This is a genomic window from Lysobacter fragariae, assembly GCF_054779775.1.
This window is the reverse complement of the sequence record NZ_BAAGXP010000006.1, coordinates 591669-609943: the sequence shown is the minus strand read 5'-3', so window position 1 is coordinate 609943 and position 18275 is coordinate 591669. Positions and strand designations below refer to the sequence as shown.

The following is an 18275-nucleotide window of genomic DNA, read 5'->3' as shown; positions in this document are numbered from 1 at the left end:
CAGCGACTAAAGTCACTGGATCCCCGCCTTCGCGGGGATGACGACGCCTCGGGGCTACAGGCGCCCTGAAAAGAACCCCGCTTTCGCGGGGTTCTTTTTTGTCCGAAGGCGACCCTTTCCGGATCCCTCGCAGTCGATTCCGGAACCTTCGCAGTCGATTCTTGAACCCTCGCGAGCGATCCGGAAACCCTCGCGAGGTATCGAGGCATCGCGCCGGAGGGATCCGGAAACCCTCGGGAGCGAATAAAAATCCCTCGCGAGGGAATAGGAAACGCTCGCGAGGAAATAAAAATCCCTTGGGAGGGAATAAAAGTCCCTCCCGAGGGTTCCGGAATCGACTGCGAGGGTTCCAGGAACCCCGAATCCGTAGGGCGGGTCTTGACCCGCCGCAGAAGGCGCAGGCCGCCTGCATCCTGGCCACTTCCGCCGCATCGCACCCACGCGAAACAAGACCCGCATCCACGGGCCTTGTCGCTTCGAGTGACCATGACGGGACCGGTGTTACGCGGCCTCGCGCAGCGGCGCCCGGATGGCCGCCTTCGCGCCCTGCAGCGCATCGGCGCGATGCTGCGGCGAATACGCCACGCCCTCGGCACGGACGAACTCGATTTCCGAGACGCCCAGGAATCCGAACACCTGGCGCAGGTAGGCCTCCTGGAAATCCGCCGGGCTGTTGTCGCCGTACAGGCCGCCACGACCGCTGGCGATCACCATGCGCTTGCCCTTGGCCAGGCCTTCGGGACCCTTCTCGGTGTAGCGGAAGGTGCGGCCGGCGACGGCGACGCGGTCGATCCAGGCTTTCAGCGTGGACGGCACGCTGAAGTTGTACATCGGCGCGCCAACCACGATCACGTCGCTGTCCAGGAACTGCTGGAGCGCGCGCTCGCTCTCGGCGGCGACGGCCGGGTCGACCTTGCCCAGCACTTCGCCGGTCAGGTGGGGCAGCGGTTGGGCGTCGAGGTCGCGGTAGCTGACTTCCAGCCCGGGCAGGGCGTCCTGCCAGCGTGCGACGATCGCGGCGGTTAGTTCGCGGGTGACGGAGCCGTTGCCGGTGGCGGCGGAGTCGATATGCAGCAGTTTCATGGCCTTTCCCGATTGGATGCGGCCGGGGCCGCGTTGGACGCCACTTTCCACTGTTGCGATATTGGAATAAACGTAGTCTAATATCACTGACTGTTCTGATTTCGGGATAATAGCCATGCAGGACCTCAACGACCTCTACTACTTCGCCGCCGTCGTCGACCACCAGGGCTTCGCCGCCGCCGAACGCGCGCTGGGCATTCCCAAGTCGCGCCTGAGCCGTCGCATCAGCCAGCTGGAAACCGACCTGGGCGTGCGCCTGCTGCAACGCTCGACGCGTCGCTTTGCCGTGACTGAAGTCGGCCACAGCGTCTACCGGCATGCCCAATCGATGCTGGCCGAGGCGCAGGCCGCGCGCGAAGTCGTCGATCGCCTCAGCGCCGAACCGCGCGGCGTCATCCGCGTGAGCGTGCCGGTGGGCATGGCGCAGCAACAGATGCCCAGGCTGCTGCCGGATTTCCTCGCCAAATACCCGCAGGTGCGCGTGCAACTGCACGTCAGCAACCGCCGCGTCGACATCATCAACGAAGGCGTCGACGTCGCACTGCGCGTACGTACGCGGCTGGATGACGACGGCAGCCTGGTGATGCGCAACTTCGGCCAGATCCAGGAACTGCTGGTCGCCAGTCCCGGCTACCTCAAGCGCATGGGTCGTCCGTCCAATCCGGATGAACTGGCCCAGCACGTCACCTTGAGCATGAACGAGGACGAAGCCCACCAGCGTTGGGAACTGCACGGTCCCAATGGTGAAGTGAAGCGCGTCGAATTGAAGCCGCGCGTAGCCGGTTTCGACTTCCCGATGCTGATGGCGCTGGCCAAGCAGGGCGTCGGCATCACCATGCTGCCGGAGACCGTGTGCGCCGACGCCGTGCGCAGTGGCGAACTGGAAGTCGTGCTGCCGCAATGGCGCCTGCCACAGGGCATCTTCCATGCCGTGTTCGCGTCGCGTCGCGGCATGCTGCCGGCGGTGCGCGTTTTCATCGACTTCCTGGCCGAACGCGTTCCGCCGCTGGTCGAGGCCGCGCGCCTGCAGTGCGGCGACATTCCCGGCAAGCCGTGCCCCGGCAAGGACGACGCGAAGAAGGACGCCGCAAAGGACGCGGCTGCTTCAGGCGTTGCGACAAAGAAGCCGACGCCGGCGAAGTCCACACCCAAGTCAGGCGAGCGCACGCCCGAGCCGGCGTGAGAGAATGCGCGGCCCCGACGGCGCCGAGACACCGCCGTCGGGGTGCAACATGACAACGGAAGCGTGGCCGAGCGGTTTAAGGCACCGGTCTTGAAAACCGGCGATGGGCAACCATCCGTGAGTTCGAATCTCACCGCTTCCGCCACTGATTGAAGTGGTTCAGTGCTCGTGGCGAGTGTTGCGCCCGGATCGGACTGGACACCGCCGGTGTCCATGATCCAGGGCGGTGAGTCCGCCGGTCTTGAACCCGCGACTGGCCCGCACCGCCGGTGCACTTCTCGGCCATACTTCGGCGTATAGCTACCGCCGGAACGCCCCCATGGACATGCCCGCCACCACGCCCGTCAGCGACCTCGCGCCGACCCTGCAGCGCCTGCGCGATGCCTGGCTGAAAAAGCGACCCGACTACCAGCAGCGTCGCGACGACCTCACGCGCCTGCGCAAGGCGTTCCATGCCCGACTGGACGACATGGCCGCGGCGGTGAGTGCCGACTTCGGCAACCGGTCGACGCACGAGAGCCTGCTGGCCGAAGGCATGACGGTGCTCGGCGAGATCGACCACATGATCGCCAACCTGCGCCGCTGGATGCGCCCGCAGCGTCGCGGTGTCGGTTGGAAACTGTGGCCGGCGCGTGCGCAGGTGCGACAGGTGCCGCTGGGTGTCGTCGGCGTGATCGGTCCGTGGAACTATCCGGTCAATATTTCATTGGTGCCGTTGGCCACTGCTATTGCCGCGGGCAACCACGTTTATCTGAAGCCGTCCGAATACAACCCGCGCACGAACCAGTTCCTGCGCGAGCTTCTGGCGGAGGTATTCCCGCCCGAACGTGTCGCCGTCGCGCTGGGTGGCGCCGATGTCGCCGCCGCGTTCGCGGCGTTGCCTTTCGACCACATCATGTTCACCGGTTCGACCGCGGTGGGTCGCAAGATCATGGCGGCCGCCGCACCCAACCTGACGCCGGTGACGCTGGAACTCGGCGGCAAGTCGCCGGCCGTGATTGGCGTGGACGCGCCGATGGACGTGACCGCCGCGCGCCTGGCCACCGGCAAGCTGTTCAATGGTGGGCAGACGTGCATCGCGCCCGATTATGTCCTGGTGCCGAAGGCGCGCCGCGATGAATTCGTCCAGGCGATGCGCAGGGAAGTGGCGTCGCGCTACGCCGACCTGGAATCCAGCGCCGACTACACCACCATCATCAACGACGGCCACTATCGCCGGCTGCGCGGCTACCTGGACGATGCGCGTGAACGCGGCGCGGAAATCATCGAGCTGGCGACGCTCAAGGACGCCGCCGCCGCCGAGGCACGCCGCCTGTTGCCGCCGACGCTGGTGATCGAACCCGGCGACGATGCCCGCGTGATGCAGGAAGAGATCTTCGGCCCCATCCTGCCGATCCGGACCTACGGTCGCTTCGAGGAAGTGATCGACTACATCAACGCGCACGGCCGACCGCTGGCTATGTACTACTTCGGCGACGACAGCGCGCAGACCGAACACCTGCTCGGCAACACCGTCGCGGGCGGTGTCTGCGTCAACGAAACACTGCTGCAGTACGCCTGCACCAACATTCCCTTTGGCGGGGTTGGCGCCAGCGGCATGGGCCACTACCACGGCCGCGAAGGCTTCCTTACCTTCAGCAAGGCCATGCCGGTGTTCCGCCAGTCGCGCTGGACGCTGACCGACAAGCTGCGTCCGCCTTATTCGGGATTCCCGGAGAAGGTGATCCGGCTGCTGGTGCGGCGATAGTCGGGTATTGCTTCGAGCTCGCTACTGCCGCAAGGCACCCCAGATGCGAGTGGCAATGCATGCAAGCGCGATTAGAAAGACGGTCCGTGGAATGACCTTGTCGGGCATGGGGCTCTTGCGACCGAAGTTGGTTTGCGCCCAGCCAACGGCAAAGCTGGAACAAAACGCAAGCCAGCCGACATTGCTCCAGGCACTGCTGCTCTGGCCGAAGGCAAAAAACACGAGTGCGCTGACAAGCAGCGCAAGCCTCGCAATATCCCAGGCGCCTACTCGGATCCCCATGTGACGGCTAACGCCTGAATCAGGCCAAGCCGCGAAGCGGCTTAGGGCTGAATGAATTGTCAGGGCTCATGCAGCGCGGCGTTTTGCAAAACGCCAGACGAGCCAGGTGAGTCCCACCAGGATGGTGGGGCAGACCCAGCCAAAAGCAGCGGCGATTGCAACGGATTCGTGAGCAACGAAAGCCCAGGCCAGGTTGAGTGCCCAGCCGGACGCAATGGCAATGGTCGCTGCAATGAACCCGCCTGGACGAGAGCGAGACTTGAGTAGCCAGAACAGCACAACTGGCAGCGTAAGAGCTGTTAGCAATAGAACGGTCGCCATGAACTTTCCTATGAGGTCTAACACCTGAGTTAGGGCGAGCCGCGAAGCGGCTTCGCCTTGGATGAATTTTTAGCCGTCAACCCGCTAGGTTCCGCTCCGGAAGAGGCTGAAGAAGGCGGAGAAATAGCTGCGCTTTGCGGCATACACGATTGCGGCTATGACCAGCGAGTAAAGGATCGCTCCAGCTAAAGGAAAAGCCAATTGGAGAAGGCCGACTCCGGGCCAGCCAAGCAGGAGCGCAGGCGACACCAAGTAGAGTCCAGGGATATAGACGATGGAAAGCAATCTTTGGAATTCGCTTTCTCCGCCGCTGTAGTCAACTCCGAAGATCCAGTAACAAACACACAGTGCCAGTTGCGGGACAAGCGCAAGAATGAAGATGCGTTTGAAGAGCCGATGATCTGTCATTGACTGCTAACACCTGGATTAGGGCGAGCCGCGAAGCGGCTTCGCCTTGGGTGAATTGTCAGGGCTGCGCCCCGTGGAGCCGCGGGCGCAGACCAATCACGTTCTTCCTGGATATCGGGTAGTTAAAGCTCCCTTCTCCGGCCTTGATGATCGCATTGACGATCAACCCGAACTCAGTACGCGGGGAGGTTCCGCGGATGTAGAAGAAGAGTGCTTGCTCGCTATCTGCCTTTGGGTAGTAGATGCCACAACTGAAAGGCATCGTGTACGCGTGCTCCGGTTGCTTGGGAGGAACAACATGCAGTTCCAGGCAATTTGCGTCGCCCAGGAGGTAAAGCGCCTTACTGTCCTCGAAAGCGGCCACGTACGATCCAGACTTGAGGGTAAACGTGGCGGCCTTTTCGGTAGCAACGAAGTCCTCAGCAAGGACGTACTTGGGGCCATTTTCGATGGGGGTCAGATTCCTGGGATGCTTGGCGAGCACAACCGGAGATGCGACCAGCAGCGCGACTGAAAAAAGTTTGGGGTACATGGATCGTCCAAAGCAGGCCTAATTGGTGATTGGTGGCAGCGGAGCTGGCGCCGCCCCCTGCGATCAGTTGCTGCCGTGGGTGTCGCTCTGGCTGCCCGCATCCCACTGGCGCAGGGCGGCTTCGACCGCATCCACGCCGCGCGCGGCGGCATTCGCATCCAGTTGCGCCAGGGTGTCGCCGTCGGAATGGATCACCTGCATGACCTTCGGAACCACGCTGAGCTGCTTGCCTGCGTAGGCGTCGAGGACCAGGGCCACTTCGTCGCCACCCACCAGTGAATACGACACCGCCGGCCAGCCCGCCTTGAGGAAGGCGAGGTGATCGGTGGGCGGATAGTGTTCGCCGGCGGAAAGCTTCAAGCCGTTTTTCGAAGCCGCCGCGTTGCTGGCGCGCACCAGCGCGCTGTCGGCGTCGGGCGACATCAGCCACAGCGTGTCGCCCCAGCCGAAGACGTCGAAGTTGACGTACAACGCCGGCTTGCTGGCGCCCTTGGCATCGGCGGCGACGTGCGCCTTGGAACCCAGCAATCCCTTTTCCTCCAGGTCCCAGAAGGCGATGGCAACGCGGTGGTTCGCCAACGGGTGCAGTTTGAATCGCTGCGCCAGCGCCAGCACCGTGGCGCTGCCCGAAGCGTTGTCGGTCGCACCCTTGCCCTTTTCGACGCGATCGCTGTGCGCGCCGATCAGCAGTTGCGGCTGGTTGGTGGCACCGCTGACGTCGGCCAGCAGGTTGGTGCCGTGCGAACCGTCGATGTCGAACGGTTCCTGGCGCCAGCTGATCCCCATCGTGTCGAGCGATTGCCCGATCGCGGCGCGACGGCCTTCGCCGTCGGCTTCGCTGATCGCCTTGACGCTGTCCAGCCATTGCGTCGCTGCGGCGTTGGTGGGAGTGGTTGCAGCTGCCGTCGTTGCGGCGGCAGGTGCAGCGCTCTGCGCTACCGGCGGATCGCAGGCGGCAAGGGCCGACAGGCAGGCGAGGGCGAGGGCGCTGCGGAGGCCAAGGTTCGATCGGGTCATGGGATCACTGGAGATGTCGCGGTACGGACCCGGAGTGTGCCTCACGCTCGCGCTTCCGGCACGTGCATCCAGGCGACTTTCAGCACCTTGCTTCAGGGTGGGCGCATCGGTTGCGTGGCCGGTTTTCGCCACGTAGGCTCCACGCAACGGAGCTGTAGCCAAGGGAAAGGATGACCATCCGTGTCTTCATCGTGGACGACCACGCGTTGGTGCGCAGCGGCATGCGCATGATCCTGTCGGGACACACCGACATCGAAGTAGTCGGCGAAGCCGGCAGTGGCGAACAGGCGCTTCCGCAGATACGCAGGCTGGCACCCGACGTGGTGCTGTGCGACCTGCACCTGCCCGGGATGAGCGGCTTCGAAATCATCGAACGTATCCGCAAGGGCAACCCCGATACACGCGTGGTTGTCGTATCGGTGCTGGATGATGGGCCGTTGCCCCGGCGCGTGCTCGAAGTCGGCGCCAGCGGCTATGTCGCCAAGACAGGTGATCCCGACGAACTGCTGCGCGCGATCCGCGACGTCGCACGCGGCAAGCGCTACCTCACCGGCAGCGTCGCGCAGAACATCGCGCTGTCGCGCATCGGCAATGGCGATTGTCCGTTCGATGCGCTCAGCGGACGCGAGCTGGAAGTGTCCATGCTGCTGGTACAGGGGCTGCGCCAGCAGGACATCGCGGTGCGCCTCAGCCTGAGTCCGAAAACCGTCAACACCCACAAGACGCGGCTGTTCGCGAAGCTCGGCATCAGCGACACCGTGGCACTGGCGCGACTGCTGACGCAGCACGGATTGTTGGACCCGGCCCAGGCCGGCTTGTGCGGGGCGGGGGTCGCTGGTGTCCTGAGCGAATGACACGCTTTGCCGGGTGAGGGGGGCAGCTCGACTGTTGTATTTGTCCGCGAAGGCGGAAGCGCTTCAAGACGGATGATGGCTGGCCCTTCAGTGCCTTGCTGTCAAGGACGGCGGGAAGACCTGAACAACGCAAATGTCGTCCCGAGCGCAGCGAGGGATCTGTTTTCGCGGCAAGACAGCAGATCCCTCGCTGCGCTCGGGACGGCAGGTCCAGAGGTTCTCCCAGAGTCACTGGGTCCCCGCCTTCGCGGGGATGACGGCAAGTTTTTCTGAGGCACCAAAAAAAAGACGGCCGCGATATGCGCGGCCGTCGTTGTTACTGCTACTTGCCGGGCGGTCAGGCGTTGTGTTCGCCGCTGGTCTCATCGGTCGACGCCGACGGCTGTGCGTTGGGCACAACCGGGTGCGGGACGTTGTCGAACAGGCCAGCCGTGCGCGGGAACGCGTCGGCTTGCGTGGCATCGGCAGAATCGAGCGTCGGCGATGCCGCCGCGTCCGCCTCGTTGCTGGCAAGGCCCGCATCCTGGTCTGAGGGCAGCGTGTTGGCGATGGCGTCGATGCCGTTGCTCCCCGCCTTGTCGACGCTGAACTGCTCCGTTGCAACGTTCTCGATGGAAGCGGTTTCGGCCGGCGGTGCGGCTTCAGCCGGAGCTGCTTCAACCGGAGCAGCTTCAGCCTGCGGGGTTTCGACGTAGGCAGTTTCAGCCGGGGCAGCCACGGGTGTCGCGGCGACAGGCGCGTTGGTGGTCGCAGCAGTCCTGGCTTCCTCGATCGCGATCGGGGCAACCGGCTCCGGCATCACAGGCTGCGGCGAGGGCACGACCGCGTCTTCGACGATCGTGACTTCAACCGCTTCGGTCACCACGACGGTCGACGGGACGGTTGCCGGCTCAACGGGCGAACGCACAGGTTCCGCGGCGGCGATGACCGGCGCTGCAGCGATCGAGGGTGCGGCGGGCACATTCGCCTGGCTGCTTTCGGTGGTCCTGGGTTGGGCAGGAATGGGCTGGACCGGGAGGGCGTCGATCGCGGCGGCCACGGCGACCGCGAGCGGCGCGACGTGGATGCTGGGCGCCGACGCCGTGACTGCAGGCTTGGGCGCGGCGATCGGAGCCGGTGTCATCGGTGCGGCCGGCGCCGGAGCCGAGGCGACTGGAGCCGAAGCAGCCGGTGCAGGAGCCGGAACGACAACCGGAGCGGGAGCCGCGGGAGCAGGCGTTGCTGCAACCGCCGGAGCGATGTCGTCGAAGTCGAACTCGGGCTGCGAACGCTGGACCAGCGTTCGCGCCGACGGTTCGTCGCCGTCGAAGGACATGCGCTCGTTGTCGCCATCTTCCGCGTCGTCGTCGCCCAGGTCGCCCAGCGCGTCATCGTTGAGTGCGTCGTCGCCCGACATGTTTTCGCCGGCTGCGGCACCTTCGCCTGCACCACGACGACGGCGACGACCACCACGACGACCACGGCGGCGACGGCTGCCGCCATCACCGCCGGCTTCGCTGGCAGCTGTACCTTCCGGCGCGCCGACGGCGTGTACCGCGGTGGATTCCGTTGCGTCGGTCGCTGCTGCGACGGCAACTGCCGCCGGTGCGATCTGCGTGATGGCTGCGATCTCGTCCGCTGCGGTGGCGGCGATGTCGGGCTTCAGCGTGTCGCGTGCGACTTCGAGCTTGGCGGCCTCAGTCCGGGCTGGCTGCTGCGACCGGGGCTGCTGGTCGCGCGGCGGGCGCTGCTGCGCGTTCTGGCCCGGCTGCTGCGCGCGTTCTTCGTTCTGCGGGCGCGGCTGCTTCTGCTGTTGCTGCTGCTTGGGCTGCTGTTGTTGCTGCGGCTTGGGCTGCTGCTGTGCCTGCTGCTGCTTGGGCTGTTGCTGCTGCCCGCCGCGAGCGTCACGGCGCTGTTCGTCGCGGCGGCCGCCGTCGCGGCCCTTTCCGCCGCGTTGGGAACCGTCGCGACGGTCATCGCGACGCTGGCCGTTGCCGCGTTCGTTGCGGGCGCGCTCCTGCTGCATGCGCTCGGCGAGGGTCGGTTCGACCGTGATCGGCTTGCTGCCACGGAAGAAGCCGAGGATGCGGTCGATCACGCCCTTCTGCGGGGCGGGTTCGGCGAAGCGCGGCGGCTGTGCCACCGGTGCGGGTGCCGGTGCCGGCGTTTCGCGCTCTTCGCGCGGTTCGCGCAACGGGGCGGGCGAGGTCGGCTTGACGTTGGTCACCGCCGGCAGGGCCGGGATGTTGAGGTGGGCCTTGGTCAGCGCGTGCGTCGGCAGCTTGCGCGGCGTACCGCGGTGGTAGCTGGGCTTGCTGGTTTCTTCGCCCATCTCGTTCTCACGGATGCGCGTGACTTCGAAATGCGGCGTGTGCAGCTGCTCGTCCGCGACGATCACGATCGGCGAATCGTGGCGCTTCTCGATCTCGCTCAGGGCACGGCGCTTTTCGTTGAGCAGGAAGTTGGCGATCTCGGTCGGAGCCTGCACCAGCACCTGGCCGGTGTTCTCCTTCATCGCATGCTCTTCGGCCAGGCGCAGGATCGACAGCGACAGCGATTCGACGCTGCGCATGCGGCCGTGGCCTTCGCAGCGCGGGCACACGATCTGGCTGGATTCGCCGAGCGACGGGCGCAGGCGCTGGCGCGACATCTCCATCAGGCCGAAGCGCGAGATGCGGCCCAGCTGGACGCGAGCGCGGTCGTGGCGCAGCGAGTTCTGCAGGCGGTTCTCGACTTCGCGCTGGTGCTTGGTCGATGCCATGTCGATGAAGTCGATCACCACCAGGCCGCCGAGGTCGCGCAGGCGCAGCTGGCGGGCGGCTTCTTCAGCGGCTTCCAGATTGGTGTGGAACGCGGTTTCCTCGATGTCGCCGCCCTTGGTGGCGCGTGCCGAGTTCACGTCGATCGCGGTCAGCGCTTCGGTCTGGTCGATCACCAGCGCGCCGCCGGAAGGCAGTCGCACTTCACGCTCGTAGGCGTTCTCGATCTGCGATTCGATCTGGAAGCGGTTGAACAGCGGGGTGTCGTCGGTGTAGTGCTTCAGCTTGCGCTGGTTGTGCGGCATCACCTGCTCGACGAACTCGCGCGCTTCGGCGTACATCTCCGGCGTGTCGACGAGGATCTCGCCGATGTCCGGGCGCATGTAGTCGCGCAGGGCACGAATGATCAGGCGCGATTCGGCGTAGATCAGGAACGGGGAGGGCTTGGTCAGCGCGGCTTCGGCCACGGCCTTCCAGACCTGCAGCAGGTAGTCGAGGTCCCACTGCAGCTCTTCGGCATCGCGGCCGACGCCGGCGGTGCGGATGATGACGCCCATGTCGTCCGGGATCGTCAGCGCGTCCATCGCTTTCTTCAGCTCGGCGCGGTCTTCGCCCTCGATGCGACGCGAGACGCCGCCCGCGGTGGGCGAGTTCGGCATCAGCACCATGTAGCGGCCGGCCAGCGAGATGAACGTGGTCAGGGCGGCGCCCTTGTTGCCGCGCTCTTCCTTGTCGACCTGGACGACGATTTCCTGGCCTTCCTTCAGCAGTTCCTTCAGGCCGGCCTTGTTGTGGTCGACACCGGGCTGGAAGTAGTCGCGGGAAATTTCCTTCAGCGGAAGGAAGCCGTGGCGTTCCGCGCCGTATTCGACGAAGGCCGCTTCGAGCGAGGGCTCAAGACGCGTGATCTTGCCCTTGTAGATGTTGGACTTCTTCTGTTCCTTCGACGGCTGTTCGATGTCGATGTCGTACAGGGTCTGGCCGTCGACGATGGCGACGCGCAGTTCTTCCGCCTGCGTCGCGTTGATGAGCATTCGCTTCATTGTTGCGTTCCTCGCGCGCTCCCACGCGCCCGTCGCGAAGTGCCTCCGGCACGGTCGCGATCTCCGCTGCGGGCAAACCCCCTGGGGTACTTGGGGTCCGTACACAACGGTTCCGCTGGACTGACAGGGTCAATCCGACGGTTGGTCCATCCATGAACCGCGTCGCCGATGCAATGCATCGGGCGACATGCAGAACGCCGCGGGCGTTTCGCTTCTGGATACCGCAAGCCGACTGGCGCGGGGCTGTCCCGGGCCGCCTGGTGTGGCTGACCGCGCGGGGCACGCGCCGTCGGCTTCCTTTTTCCAGCGCTACGACACCACGGCGGACCGCGGGAGCGCTCTTGCTATTCGTTCCTGAAAGGCCGGCGACTGGAGTCCGAGGGCGGATCGAGGGGCGAGTCGGACGGCCGTGCCGTGCTGAGACTCTTTCCCCTGCCAATCCTGGCTGCGGGCCCCGTCGCGCGGGTCGTGTTCATCTCACGATGGTTTGACCCATCGGGCGAGGGCCGGTTCCGCCGGTTCGTCGCTGCTAACATGGCTGCCCCCAGGGCAGTGGTCAGGCGCGGACCGGATCGCGGGAGCGGGGCTTTCGACCCCGATGCCTATGCCGGATGACCGGCGGGTTACGGCAACTCCCAGCGAAATCAAAACCTTACTCGCGTCCTCAGTGTAGCAGAACAAGCCATTCAATGACCCGTTCAGACTCCCCAGCACCCACCCCGGGTGCCCGTACCGTTCGCGTGCCGGAAGACCGCGAAGGCCAGCGCCTGGACAACTTCCTGCTCGGGCAGCTGAAGGGCGCGCCGCGTTCGCTGGTCTACAAGCTGGTCCGGTCCGGGCAGGTCCGGGTGAATGGCGGCCGTGCGAAGGCGGAGCGCAAGCTCGAAGCCGGGGACGAAGTTCGGATTCCGCCGGTCCGCCTTGGCGAGCCGAGCGAGAAGGGCGCGCCGCCGGCCGGCTTCCTGAAGGCGATGGAGGCGGCGATCGTGTTCGAGGACGCCCGCCTGCTCGCCCTGAGCAAGCCTTCCGGCGTGGCCAGCCACGGCGGCAGCGGCATTTCCTTTGGCGCCATCGAGACGATGCGGGCGCTGCGGCCGGATCAGTCGCTGGAGCTGGTGCATCGCCTGGACCGGGATACCTCCGGCCTGCTGGTGATGGCCAAGAAGCGTTCGGCGTTGACCGAGCTGCAGGCGCTGATGCGCGAGGAAGGCGGGATCGCCAAGCGCTACCTCGCCCTGCTGACCGGTCGCATGCCCGACGGCGTGATGACGGTGGACGCGCCGCTGCACATCGGCCTGCGCCAGGGCGGCGAGCGCCACGTGCAGGTCAATGCCGCCGGCAAGCCGTCGCTCAGTCATTTCAAGGTGCTGGAACGCCGCGGCGGGCAGTCGTATTGCGAAGTGCGCATCGAAACCGGCCGCACCCACCAGATCCGCGTGCATTCGCAGCACATCGGCCACCCGATTGCCGGCGACGACAAGTACGGCGATCCCGATGCCAACAAGCGCCTGCGCGAACAGGTGGGCCTGAAGCGGATGTTCCTGCATGCCTCGACGCTGGAGTTCGCGCTGGATGGCGGCAAGGCGCCGTACCTGCTGAACGCGCCGCTGGCGCCGGAACTGATCGACGTGCTGGACAGGCTGGCCTGACGGCTCGGGTCGCGCTGATCAGGTGGTTCTGGCGCGCGACTTGCGGGTGCCAGAATTGCGGACAGATGCGTCAGGTACACCCGTCAATGCCAGTCGCCGCGACTTCGGCAGGGCATCCATCGCCTTCCAGTACGACCAGGCGACCAGTTCCCTGAGGTAGTCCTCGGGAACCCGGCGCACGTCGACGATGGTTACCCAATGGAAGCGGGCAAAGTAACGCGCGGGCTTGATGCCGGGCACGTCGGTGAGCTCGATGAAGCGATCCGGGGTGACGCGTACGCTGAAGCGCCATTTTTCCGGATCGCTGGTCTTGAAATAGGCGAACTTCCGGCCTTCGACGGCGAACACCAGAATGTTGCTGGGTGCTGCGTACAGGTGCGCCTGCGCTCCCGGCTTGCTGCCGCAGTGGACTTTCAGCGTTTCGGTATCCACACGGAGCGCGGGTCTTCGACGGGTTGCGACTACAGGTAGCGGTCGCAGCCATCCGGGGGCGGGTTCGGTGGCGCGAACGTTACGGGCACCTGCAGCTTGCTGGGTGCGGGCTGGCCGTGGACAGTCGCGGCCTTGAACTTCCACTCATGCACCGCCGTCACTGCCGAATCATCCAGCGCCTTGACCCCGCTGCTGCGGAAAACCGTCACGTTCACCGGAACGCCGTTCGCGGCGAGCGACACGTCCAGTACGACTTCGCCACCGATCCGCTTGCACGCCAGTTCGGGCGGGTAATCCGGCGGCGGCGTCTCGCGCGCCATCGGCGGCGTGGGTGGCGGCGGAATGGGTTCGGCGGGCGGCGCCTTGCCGCAAGCGGCCAACAACAGGCAGCCAGCAGCCAGCGACCACGCCAACCCGGCGCGCGCATGGCGAAGGGACAGTGGAGATGCGGTCGTCGGCATGGTGGCCTCGATCAGCCTAGAAGGGCTTCTGTGTGTGCGGCGCAGATGAAGTCGTTTTCGCTCAGCCCGCCAACATCGTGGGTGGAAAAACGCACCACGCAGCGGTTGTAGTGCACACCCAGGTCCGGGTGGTGGTCCTCGCGATGGGCCATGTACGCCAGGGCGTTCACGAAAGCCATCGTTTCGTAATAGTTGTGGAAGGCGAAGGTCTTGGTCAGCGCGTGGCCTTCCTCGGCCAGCTCCCAGCCGGGGGTCTGTGGCAGCAGTTCGCGTACGCGCGCCTCGCTGAGCTTGTGCTCGCTGCCGCGACGGGGCAGGCAGTGGGCCTGGGCGAGGGGGACGAGGTCGCTCATGGTGTGCTTTCCTTGGATGCGCGAGTCGACTGAACAGAGCACATCGACTGTGGTCGTTGAGTATGCGCGGGCCGGCTTGCGGCTGCGCTGACCCCGTTAGAATAGCCCGTCGCTCCTGCCTGCCGCAGGCAGTTGCGTAAGCCCGCCCGGATCAGCTATCCCGTCCCCACACCGGCGCGGTGCCAGAGCCCACGAACCGATGATCAATATTTCCGAATCCGCCCAGACCCATTTCCGCAAGCTGATCGAGCGCGAGGCCCTGCCGGGCCTGGGCGTGCGCCTGTCGGCGATGCATCCAGGCACCGCGCGTGCCGACGTGCGCCTGGAATTCGCCGAGCCCGGCGACCTGAAGGGCGACGAATGGGCCGTGGACTGCGAAGGCTTCACCCTGTGGCTGGACGCGGCCAGCGTCAGCTACCTGGACGGTGCGGAGATCGACTACGAAACCCGCGACACCGGCGGCCAGCTGCAGATCCGCGCGCCGAAGATCAAGGGTGTGGTGCCGGCCGATTCGGCCTCGCTGGTCGAACGTGTCCAGTGGCTCGTGGAAAACGAGATCAACCCGCAGCTCGCCTCGCATCGCGGCAACGTCGCCGTGCAGGAAGTCACCGCTGAAGGTGTTGTTGTCCTGCGCTTCGGCGGTGGCTGCCATGGCTGCGGCATGGCCGACGTGACGCTGAAGCAGGGCATCGAGAAGACCTTGCTGGAAAAGGTGCCGGGCGTGACGGCGGTGCGCGATGCGACCGACCACGACACCGGCTCGGCGCCCTACATTCCGCGCGACGCGGCGTGAGGGCACGGCAACCCATGCGTCGCATGTCGGGTTGCCCAACGGCCGTAAGGCCCTAGGCCGCGGCGCTTGGCCTCCGCTGCCGAAATAATCCTCGCCATACAGCGCCGGCTGCTGCTGGCCGCTCCGCATCTGATGCGCGCGCCGGGAGAATTCCCGGCCGGCTGGAAGAACTGGTTCGCCACCATGACCGCCCGCGTCGGCGCCGTTACCGGCGTGCCGTCGCAGGCCATCGTCGATCTGCTTGCCCAGCGTCCGCCCAGGGCGCGTCCGCGCCGCACCGGCGAACTCACGCAATGGGAAGCGTTCGCGACGCTGTGGCGACAGGAGTGGACACCGCCGGAGCCGGAAGAGCGCAAGGTGCGCTGGTTCGCGGCGTTCTTCACCGTGCTGTGGCACCTGGTCTTCGGCGGCCTGCTGCTGTGGCTCATGTATGTGCGCTTCATGGCGCTGGAAGACGAAGCCAGCAAGCGTCGCGGTGAAGAAGAAGTGGTGCAGGTCGAGTTCATCGGTCGCGGTACGCCCGACGAAATCGGCGGTGGCCAGACGCAGGAGCAACCCGAGCAGCAACCGGAGGAGGCGCAGGAAGCCGCATCGTCGGCAGCGGAGGCCGCCGCGGCTTCGGCGAGCAGCGCCAGCCCGGCACTGCCCAGTCCCGCGCTGGAAGCCCCGTCACTGGAAGCACCTGTTCCCGATGTCCAGCAACGCGACATCCCCGAGCCGCAGATTCCACCGACGCCGCCGGTACAGCAGCCCGTCGTGGTGAGCGCACCAACGCCGGAACCGACCGACTTCGTGCTGCCGCCGCCTACGCCCCGTACGGCGCAACCGCAGGTGAGCGTGCCGGACATCACCGCGCCCACCGCGCAGGTGCGCCCCGTCGACGTACCCGAACCGCTGCAGCCGATCAGTCGTGAACTGCCGCAGCCTCAGATCGTCGCGCCGCAGGTGCAGGCGCGCGTGCGCGACGTGACCGTGCGCGAAGTCGCTGCGCCGTTGCAGCAGGTCAGGGCTACCGAAATCGCCACGCGCCCCGTTGTGCAACCGGCGCTGCGTGCGCCGGACACGACCGTGCGTTCGCGCGACATCCCCGCGCCGCGTCCGGCGAACGCGACTGCACCGGCGGCGACATCCGCAACGGCGTCGACATCGACTTCGACGCAAACCTCCAAGTCGACGGCGCCCGCGGCGGCGAACGCGACGAAATCTCCGGCCGCGGCATCCTCTTCATCCACCACCGCTGCCTCCAGTTCGCAGAGCCCCGCCACGGCCACGCGACCCGCCGGGTCGGCGCCTTCGACGGCCACGTCGGGGCAGGGGCCCAAGCCCATCGCCGCACCGGGCGCGTTCCCATCGCCCGCGAAGAGTGACGACTGGGGTGCGTCCACGCGCAACGTACCTGGTGGGCAGCGCGGTGAGCCGTCCGGCCTGTACAACGCGGAAGGCGGGCCGCGCCTGACCGAGAAACCCGTCAACACGGGGCACCCGCCGGGCACCCTCGACGATCGCATCGTCGACCTTGATCGTTCCGGCACCTGGCTCAAGCGCAAACCCAACGACTACGAACCCACCGCGTTCGACAAATACTGGATTCCCAACGAGACGCTGCTGGCCGAGTGGGTGCGAAAGGGCATCAAGACGGTCTCGATTCCGATTCCCGGCACCAGCAAGAAGATCCAGTGCGTCGTCTCGATGCTGGCGCTGGGCGGCGGTTGCGGGATCAGCGATCCCAATCTCAACGATCAGCCGGCGACCGCGCGCCCGCCGCCGAACGTGCCATTCAAGCCGCACCTGCAGGAAGACAACGGCAGCGTGAAGCCGCCGCCGAAAACGACGCCGTGACGCTAGGTTGTTGCCACTACACGATGCGCCGCACCGGGCATGCCTCGAGGATCGGGGCAGAATCACGCCTCTATGATCACGCCTCTATGATCACGCCTCGAGCGATTGCGCGAGGCGCTTGAGCGCAGGCGCGATCTCCGCGGCATCGATCACGCCATAACCGAACGTGATCGCGGGTCGCTCGAGTGGCGCCAGCGCGTACTCGGAAAGCGACTGCGCGCCCGGCGCATGTTTCCTGACCTTGGCAATAATCGTCGCGGCCTGCGCAGGATCGCGGATGCGCGCCGCCAGGTGCAGGCCGGCTTCGGACGGAATAGGTTCCAGCCACTGCTGCAGTTCGTGGCGAAGCCCAGCGAGCAGGGCTTCGCGCCGCTCTGCATAGATCGGTCGCATGTGCCTGACGTGCCGTGCCAGGTGGCCGTCGCGGATGAAGGCGGCAAGCACGAACTGCGTGATCGTGTCGCTGTGTGAGTCGGCGCAATGCTTGACCGTGACCAGGCCTTCGCGCGCCCAGCGCGGTGCAACGACGAAACCCTTGCGCAGCGACGGAAACAGACTCTTGGAAAACGTGCCGACGTAGAAGACCAGGCCGTCGCGATCCAGCGTCTGCAGTGCGTCCAGCGGGCGTCCACCGAAGCGGAATTCGCCGTCGTAGTCGTCTTCGATGATGACGACGCCGTGGCGGCCGGCGAAATCGAGCAGCGCGGTGCGACGTTGCAGCGACAGCGCCACGCCGGTAGGTGACTGGTGCGATGGCGTGACGCTGATGACCCGGACATCCGCCGGCAACCGATCCACGCACAGGCCTTCGTCATCCACGGGAATCGGCACCAGTACAGCGCCGGCGGCGATGAAGGCCGCGCGTATCGGCGGATAACCGGGCTCCTCGACGGCGACCTTTGTTTTTCCTGGCGTGACCAGCAATCGCGCCAGAAGGTCGAACGCCTGTTGCGCGCCCGACGTGATCACGACGTCGTCGGCTACGCAGGCGACCGCGCGCGCGAAGGCGACATGGTGCGCGACGGCTTCGCGGAGTTCGATGATGCCCTCCGACGGTGCGTAGCTGAAGCCGCTCTTCGACCACGCCCGCAGCGAATGCGCTGATAGACGGCGCCAGATGTCGTGCGGGAAATGACGGTGATCGGGAATGCCCAGGCGGAAGCTGCGCGGCGGCAGTTCGCGCACCCGCGACGGCTCCAGCGCGGACTGCCGCCAGATGGGATTCACGCGTGGGTCGGCGAGGGTAGTCCGGTGCTGCGGCCGAACCGGTCGACGTCGGGCGATATCGGCCACGACGGCCTTGGCGCCCGTCCTGGGAATCACGTAGCCCTCTGCGATCAGCAGGTCATAGGCGGCGACCACGGTGTTGCGGCCGACGCCCAGCCCTGCAGCGACCTGCCGGGTGGCAGGCAGCTGCGTGGCTGCACCGAGCCGGCCATCGAGGATCGCGGCACGCAGCTGTTGGTGCAGCGCCTGCGCCAGTCCTGCGTGTCCATGGGCTGGCAGGTGCAGGTCGAAGGGGAATACTGGTTCCATTTAA

14 protein-coding genes, 1 tRNA gene and 2 pseudogenes are annotated in these 18275 nt (G+C 66.1%); 7 read left to right on the top strand and 10 right to left on the bottom strand.

The window, feature by feature from the left end; translation table 11 throughout:
• Nucleotides 1-501: 501 nt before the first annotated feature.
• Nucleotides 502-1083 (bottom strand): FMN-dependent NADH-azoreductase, encoded by a 582-nt coding sequence (locus ACYVD7_RS08700; RefSeq protein ID WP_460761698.1) that lies wholly within the window; start codon nt 1081-1083, stop codon nt 502-504.
• Nucleotides 1084-1198: 115 nt separating this feature from the next.
• Between ACYVD7_RS08700 and ACYVD7_RS08695 the strand changes: the two are divergent.
• From ACYVD7_RS08695 to ACYVD7_RS08685, 3 genes and pseudogenes are all read left to right on the top strand, one after another.
• Nucleotides 1199-2119, top strand: a pseudogene (locus ACYVD7_RS08695) (LysR substrate-binding domain-containing protein); the annotation flags it as partial.
• A gap of 204 nt (nt 2120-2323) precedes the next feature.
• Nucleotides 2324-2411 (top strand) — tRNA-Ser (locus ACYVD7_RS08690).
• 180 nt (nt 2412-2591) lie between these two features.
• Nucleotides 2592-4013 (top strand): coniferyl aldehyde dehydrogenase, encoded by a 1422-nt coding sequence (locus ACYVD7_RS08685; RefSeq protein WP_460761890.1) that lies wholly within the window; start codon nt 2592-2594, stop codon nt 4011-4013.
• A 348-nt stretch (nt 4014-4361) separates the two neighbouring features.
• Here ACYVD7_RS08685 and ACYVD7_RS08680 read toward each other — a convergent pair whose 3' ends face one another.
• The 4 genes from ACYVD7_RS08680 to ACYVD7_RS08665 all read right to left on the bottom strand — a co-directional run bounded on the left by ACYVD7_RS08680 (nt 4362) and on the right by ACYVD7_RS08665 (nt 6573).
• The gene (locus ACYVD7_RS08680; RefSeq protein ID WP_460761695.1) at nt 4362-4616 is read right to left on the bottom strand and encodes a hypothetical protein; all 255 of its coding nucleotides are present in this window, start codon (nt 4614-4616) and stop codon (nt 4362-4364) included.
• An 84-nt stretch (nt 4617-4700) separates the two neighbouring features.
• Nucleotides 4701-5024, bottom strand: coding sequence for a hypothetical protein (locus ACYVD7_RS08675; protein WP_460761692.1), 324 nt, complete (start codon nt 5022-5024; stop codon nt 4701-4703).
• A gap of 58 nt (nt 5025-5082) precedes the next feature.
• Complete coding sequence (locus ACYVD7_RS08670; RefSeq protein WP_460761689.1) at nt 5083-5556, bottom strand: hypothetical protein; 474 nt, start codon at nt 5554-5556, stop codon at nt 5083-5085.
• Between the two features lie 63 nt (nt 5557-5619).
• A complete protein-coding gene (locus ACYVD7_RS08665) occupies nt 5620-6573 on the bottom strand; it encodes a M28 family metallopeptidase (RefSeq protein ID WP_460761686.1) in 954 nt (317 codons plus the stop codon).
• 170 nt (nt 6574-6743) lie between these two features.
• Between ACYVD7_RS08665 and ACYVD7_RS08660 the strand changes: the two genes are divergently transcribed.
• Entirely contained in the window at nt 6744-7427 is a 684-nt protein-coding gene (locus tag ACYVD7_RS08660; RefSeq protein ID WP_460761683.1) for a response regulator, read from the top strand.
• A gap of 871 nt (nt 7428-8298) precedes the next feature.
• Here the strand turns inward: ACYVD7_RS08660 and ACYVD7_RS08655 are convergent.
• Nucleotides 8299-11199, bottom strand: a pseudogene (locus ACYVD7_RS08655) (Rne/Rng family ribonuclease); the annotation flags it as partial.
• Nucleotides 11200-11897: 698 nt separating this feature from the next.
• Between ACYVD7_RS08655 and ACYVD7_RS08650 the strand changes: the two are divergent.
• Entirely contained in the window at nt 11898-12857 is a 960-nt protein-coding gene (locus ACYVD7_RS08650; protein ID WP_460761680.1) for an RluA family pseudouridine synthase, read from the top strand.
• Nucleotides 12858-12875: 18 nt separating this feature from the next.
• Here ACYVD7_RS08650 and ACYVD7_RS08645 read toward each other — a convergent pair whose 3' ends face one another.
• From ACYVD7_RS08645 to ACYVD7_RS08635, 3 genes are read right to left on the bottom strand one after another with little or no spacing between them, the layout of a single operon-like run.
• A complete protein-coding gene (locus ACYVD7_RS08645) occupies nt 12876-13289 on the bottom strand; it encodes an MmcQ/YjbR family DNA-binding protein (RefSeq protein WP_460761678.1) in 414 nt (137 codons plus the stop codon).
• A 29-nt stretch (nt 13290-13318) separates the two neighbouring features.
• Entirely contained in the window at nt 13319-13750 is a 432-nt protein-coding gene (locus ACYVD7_RS08640) for an energy transducer TonB (protein ID WP_460761674.1), read from the bottom strand.
• Between the two features lie 11 nt (nt 13751-13761).
• Entirely contained in the window at nt 13762-14103 is a 342-nt protein-coding gene (locus ACYVD7_RS08635) for a 4a-hydroxytetrahydrobiopterin dehydratase (RefSeq protein ID WP_460761671.1), read from the bottom strand.
• Between the two features lie 199 nt (nt 14104-14302).
• Here ACYVD7_RS08635 and ACYVD7_RS08630 point away from each other — a divergent pair, with 199 nt between their 5' ends.
• Both ACYVD7_RS08630 and ACYVD7_RS08625 read left to right on the top strand, forming a co-directional pair.
• Nucleotides 14303-14896: an NfuA family Fe-S biogenesis protein gene (locus tag ACYVD7_RS08630; RefSeq protein ID WP_460761668.1), complete on the top strand. Its 594-nt coding sequence runs from the start codon at nt 14303-14305 to the stop codon at nt 14894-14896.
• 66 nt (nt 14897-14962) lie between these two features.
• Nucleotides 14963-16735, top strand: a complete 1773-nt coding sequence (locus ACYVD7_RS08625) for a transmembrane repetitive protein (protein WP_460761666.1) — start codon at nt 14963-14965, stop codon at nt 16733-16735.
• 90 nt (nt 16736-16825) lie between these two features.
• Here the strand turns inward: ACYVD7_RS08625 and pdxR are convergent, their stop codons facing one another.
• On the bottom strand, nt 16826-18271 hold the full coding sequence (pdxR, locus tag ACYVD7_RS08620) for a MocR-like pyridoxine biosynthesis transcription factor PdxR (RefSeq protein ID WP_460761663.1): 1446 nt from the start codon (nt 18269-18271) through the stop codon (nt 16826-16828).
• Nucleotides 18272-18275 lie beyond the last annotated feature (4 nt).

Coding starts and splice junctions, on each gene's coding strand:
- ACYVD7_RS08680 (WP_460761695.1), bottom strand. CDS start 4,616: ATGGCGACCGTTCTATTGCTAACAGCTCTTACGCTGCCAGTTGTGCTG.
- pdxR (WP_460761663.1), bottom strand. CDS start 18,271: ATGGAACCAGTATTCCCCTTCGACCTGCACCTGCCAGCCCATGGACAC.
- ACYVD7_RS08635 (WP_460761671.1), bottom strand. CDS start 14,103: ATGAGCGACCTCGTCCCCCTCGCCCAGGCCCACTGCCTGCCCCGTCGC.
- ACYVD7_RS08630 (WP_460761668.1), top strand. CDS start 14,303: ATGATCAATATTTCCGAATCCGCCCAGACCCATTTCCGCAAGCTGATC.
- ACYVD7_RS08650 (WP_460761680.1), top strand. CDS start 11,898: ATGACCCGTTCAGACTCCCCAGCACCCACCCCGGGTGCCCGTACCGTT.
- ACYVD7_RS08670 (WP_460761689.1), bottom strand. CDS start 5,556: ATGTACCCCAAACTTTTTTCAGTCGCGCTGCTGGTCGCATCTCCGGTT.
- ACYVD7_RS08660 (WP_460761683.1), top strand. CDS start 6,744: ATGACCATCCGTGTCTTCATCGTGGACGACCACGCGTTGGTGCGCAGC.
- ACYVD7_RS08675 (WP_460761692.1), bottom strand. CDS start 5,024: ATGACAGATCATCGGCTCTTCAAACGCATCTTCATTCTTGCGCTTGTC.
- ACYVD7_RS08700 (WP_460761698.1), bottom strand. CDS start 1,083: ATGAAACTGCTGCATATCGACTCCGCCGCCACCGGCAACGGCTCCGTC.
- ACYVD7_RS08685 (WP_460761890.1), top strand. CDS start 2,592: ATGCCCGCCACCACGCCCGTCAGCGACCTCGCGCCGACCCTGCAGCGC.
- ACYVD7_RS08665 (WP_460761686.1), bottom strand. CDS start 6,573: ATGACCCGATCGAACCTTGGCCTCCGCAGCGCCCTCGCCCTCGCCTGC.
- ACYVD7_RS08640 (WP_460761674.1), bottom strand. CDS start 13,750: ATGCCGACGACCGCATCTCCACTGTCCCTTCGCCATGCGCGCGCCGGG.